The organism is Streptomyces sp. SID5785 (genome assembly GCF_009870065.1).
In the GTDB taxonomy this organism is placed as follows: Bacteria; Actinomycetota; Actinomycetes; order Streptomycetales; family Streptomycetaceae; genus Streptomyces.
The window spans coordinates 1-2911 of record NZ_WWIA01000278.1; the positions used below are offsets into that span (position 1 = coordinate 1).

Below are 2911 nucleotides of genomic sequence, written 5' to 3' on the forward strand. Positions count from 1 at the left end.
TGGGGTCGGCCGGGTCCTCGGCGAGCAGGTCGGCGCCCGCGACGACGAGCGTGTCGACGGCTCCGGCGTCGGCCGCCCGCACGGTCCGGGCCAGGACGGGACCGGACGCCGTCGTGACGTCGCCGCCGTGCGGGGACACCAGGACGGGCAGGTACGGATGGCCTTGTCGGCCCGCCTGGTGGAGGACCTCGAGGGGGCCGCTGACGTCGAGCAGGGTCACGCCGTCGAACACGAGGACCGCGACCCGGTGGGCGGTCCGCGCGGCCCGGATCCCCGATGTCCGGATCTGTGGGTCAGGTGGCTCCAGGGACATGGCACCAGGGTACGTCCGGGACCGAGCCTGGAGGGGACACCGGCCGCACCCGCAGGGGCCGGCCCCACCAGGAGAGGCAGGAGCACTGTCATGAGCGAGGTCATCGCAGGCGTACGGATCCCGGACAGCGCGCTGGCGCGCGAGGCGACCGAGCTCGTCCGGGACGCGGCGTCGCCGCTGCTGTACGACCACTCCCGGCGTGTCTTCCTGTTCGGGGCGCTGCGCGGCCGGGAGCAGGGCATCGGCCATGACGCCGAACTGCTCTACGTCGGGGCCCTGTTCCACGACCTCGGGCTGACCGAGGGCCACCGCCGCACCGACCAGCGGTTCGAGATCGACGGGGCCGATGAGGCCCGTGCCTTCCTGCACCGGCACGGCATCACGGGCGAGCGCGCCGACCGCGTCTGGACGGCGATCGCCCTGCACACCACGCCGGAGGTGCCGCTGCGCATGGCCCCCGAGATCGCCCTGGTCACGCGCGGGGTCGAACTCGACGTCCTGGGCATCGGCTACGACGCCGTCACCGAGGAGCAGCGCGCGGCGGTCACGGCCGCGCATCCACGCCCCGACTTCAAGCGCCGCATCCTCGCCGCGTTCACGGAGGGCGTCCAGGACCGCCCGGAGACGACGTTCGGCACGGTGAAGGCCGACGTCCTCAGCCACTTCGCGCCGGGCTTCGTCCGGGGTGACTTCGTCGAGGTCATCCGCTCGTCACCGTGGCCCGAGTGAGCGCGCGGACCAAATCCGGGCGACGGGGGCCGGGCCGCGGTGCGAGACTCGCGGGATGACGCCCCATGATCCCAAGGCCGACCTGCACCGCTATCTGACCTCGGTCCGCGACACCGTCGTGTGGAAGCTGGAGGGACTGTCCGAGTACGACGTCCGCCGGCCCCTGACCCCGACCGGGACCAACCTGCTCGGGCTCGTGAAGCACCTGTCCTGTGTCGAGTTCGAGTACTTCGGGCCGACGTTCGGCCGCCCGCACGGGGAGGGCGCTCTGCCGTGGTACGACGACAGCGCCGCGCCGAACGCCGACATGTGGGCGACGGCCGACGAGTCGCGTGCGGAGATCCTCGGCCTCTACGAGCGTGCGCGGGCGCACGCGGACGCGACGATCGAGGCGCTGCCGCTCGACGCCCCGGGCCAGGTCGCCTGGTGGGGCGACAAGGGCGCCGTCACGCTCCAGCGCGTCATGCTGCACGTGACGGCGGAGACGAACCGGCACGCCGGTCACGCGGACATCGTGCGCGAGCTCATCGACGGCCAGGTCGGCCTGCGCCGGGACGTCGGCGACATCGACGGGGGCGACGCCGCCTGGTACCGGGAGTACCGCGACCGTCTGGAGGCCGTCGCGAAGCAGGCGCAGGCCCGGCAGGGCTGAGTGCCCGGGTCCGCTCCCGCCGCTGCGTGTGCGGGCCGCGCACCGCCGGAGGGACAATGGCGGGGCCGTGTGCCCGGGGGGCCGGACCGACAGGAGGAACCGTGTCCACCACGTCTGTGCCCCGCTCCCTGGTGTCCACGCTGGTCGAGGCGGCGGTGACCGCCCCCTCGCTGCACAACGCGCAACCCTGGCGGTTCGTGCACCGCGCGGCGAGCGGCACCGTCGAGCTGCACGGGGAGCCGGCGCCGCGGGAGCCGGACCGGCGCGCCCTGCATCTCGCGTGCGGGGCCGCGCTGTTCGGGCTGCGGGCCGCCGCCGCGCAGGAGGGCGTCCGGGCCGGGGTCGAGCTGCTGCCCGATCCTGCGGACGCCTGGCACCTCGCGGACGTGCGGCTGGACGGGAGCGGCGATCCGGCGCCGCAGGCCGATCCCGCCGACGGGGCGGGAGCCGCGTACGACGGCCTGGCCGAGCTGGCGCCCGCGCTGCACGAGCGGCACGCCGGCCGCACCCCCTTCACGGACGAGCGTGTCCCGCCCGAGCTGCTCGACGGGCTCGGGGCGTCCGCGCTGATCGAGGGCGGCCGGCTCGTCCTGCCCGGCGGTCTGCCCGAGGAGTCGGTGCGCGAGCTGGTGCGGGCGTCCGGGGCGTTCGAGGCGACGGACGGCGCCGCCGGTCAGTCCTTCGAGGAGCATCCGCAGCTCGCCCTGCTCGGCACGTCCGGCGACACCCCGGCCGACCGGCTGCGGGCCGGTCAGGCGATGCAGCGCGTGCTGCTCCAGGCCACCCTCGACGGGCTGTCCTCGTCGGTGCTGTCCCCTCCCGAAGCATGGCCGGGGACGTGGCCGGACGGGGCGGACGGGGCGGCCGGTGACGCGCGGGCCGCGACGGGGCCGCCGACGGGCCGGGTGCAGGTCCTCGTCCGCTTCGGCTACGGTCCGCGCAGCCCGGTCGCGCCGCGCCGCCCGGTCACCGAGGTGCTGTCCTTCGCGGACTGAACCGTGCCGGCGGCGGCATCGGGGCACACGTCCTGCCCTGTTCGGCGCAGGCGCGCCGGACTTCACTCCGAAGGACCACGGCGACCGTACTGACCAGCACGGGTCCCCGCGGGCGGCGCGGGCGTGGCCGACCGTGCCGTGCGGCGCGGGACTGCGGCGGACGCGTGCGGCGGGTTGGGTCGGGTACGGCGGCTTCGCACCGCGGCACACCGGGTGCCGCGA

Annotated in this window: 3 protein-coding genes and 1 pseudogene; 3 read left to right on the forward strand and 1 reads right to left on the reverse strand. The window is 75.5% G+C overall.

Going from position 1 to position 2911, the window contains the following annotated elements:
* A pseudogene (locus tag GTW43_RS08810) lies at positions 1-313 on the reverse strand (hypothetical protein); the annotation flags it as partial.
* A 90-nt stretch (positions 314-403) separates the two neighbouring features.
* On the opposite strand from GTW43_RS08810, the gene GTW43_RS08815 reads away from it, so the two are divergent.
* The 3 genes from GTW43_RS08815 (at position 404) to GTW43_RS08825 (ending at position 2689) form a co-directional block, all read left to right on the forward strand.
* A complete protein-coding gene (locus GTW43_RS08815) occupies positions 404-1042 on the forward strand; it encodes an HD domain-containing protein (protein WP_161301067.1) in 639 nt (212 codons plus the stop codon).
* A gap of 55 nt (positions 1043-1097) precedes the next feature.
* The gene (locus GTW43_RS08820) at positions 1098-1694 is read left to right on the forward strand and encodes a DinB family protein (RefSeq protein WP_161301068.1); all 597 of its coding nucleotides are present in this window, start codon (positions 1098-1100) and stop codon (positions 1692-1694) included.
* Between the two features lie 101 nt (positions 1695-1795).
* The gene (locus GTW43_RS08825) at positions 1796-2689 is read left to right on the forward strand and encodes a nitroreductase family protein (RefSeq protein ID WP_161301069.1); all 894 of its coding nucleotides are present in this window, start codon (positions 1796-1798) and stop codon (positions 2687-2689) included.
* Positions 2690-2911: the final 222 nt, after the last annotated feature.